The 848-nt window shown below is 79.1% G+C and carries 1 protein-coding gene; it reads right to left on the bottom strand.

Annotation, left to right across the window (positions count from 1 at the left end):
• A partial coding sequence (locus VR45_RS40755) for a beta-ketoacyl reductase (protein WP_045945028.1) occupies positions 1–848 on the bottom strand: 848 nt, incomplete at both ends.

An 848-nucleotide genomic window follows, 5' to 3' on the forward strand; every position in this document is an offset into this window, starting at 1 on the left:
CCCGGTCGGCGACGTCGCACGCCACCGCGGTGGCGTCGGCGCCGAGGCCGCGCAGTTCGGCCAGCAGCGCTTCGGCCCCCGGGGCCTGTACGCCGCGCCGGCTGGTGAGCAGCAGGTGCGCGGTGCCGGTGCGGGCGAGCGATCGGGCGATCTGGGCGCCGAGGCCGCCGGTGCCGCCGGTGATCAGGACCGTGCCCTCGGGTGTCCAGTCGCGCACGGGGGCGGTGTCGCCGAGTCCGGCGTGGACGACCCGGCGGCCGTAGAGGCCAGTGGCGCGTACCGCCAGCTGGTCCTCGCCGTCGGGGCTCGTCAGTGCTCCGGCGAGCCGGGTCGCGGCCCGGTCGTCGAGCTGTCGCGGCAGGTCGACCAGGCCGGCCCACCGCTGCGGGTACTCGACACCGGCGACCGCGCCGAGGCCCCAGGCCAGCGCCTGGAGCGTGCTGTCGATCCGGTCGGAGCGGCCGACCGACACCGCGCCCCGGGTGGCGCCCCAGAGCGGGGTGTCGGTACCGAGGTCGCCCAGGGCCTGGAGGAGCGCGACCGTCAGGGTGAGGCCGAGGGGGAGCGCCGAGCCGTCGCCGTGCGGCTCCTCGGCCAGGGCGAGCAGCGACAGGATTCCGGCGGGCGGCCCGTCGGTCCGCTCCTGGGCGTCCCGGAGCAGTGCGGCGAACCGGGTCCGGTCGGTCGCGTCGGGGGCCGCCTCGACCAGGACGGGTGCGGCGCCGTGTCCGCGCAGGGCGTCCACGGCGAACGCGACGGCCGGGTCGTCGGCGGCGCCGGCCGGGGCGACGACGAGCCAGCCGCCGGCGAGCCGGGGCCGCTCGGCTGCCGGCAGGGGCTTCCAGGCG

Origin of the sequence: Streptomyces sp. NRRL S-495 (assembly GCF_000966955.1) — a bacterium.
GTDB classification, from domain to species: Bacteria; Actinomycetota; Actinomycetes; order Streptomycetales; family Streptomycetaceae; genus Kitasatospora; species Kitasatospora purpeofusca.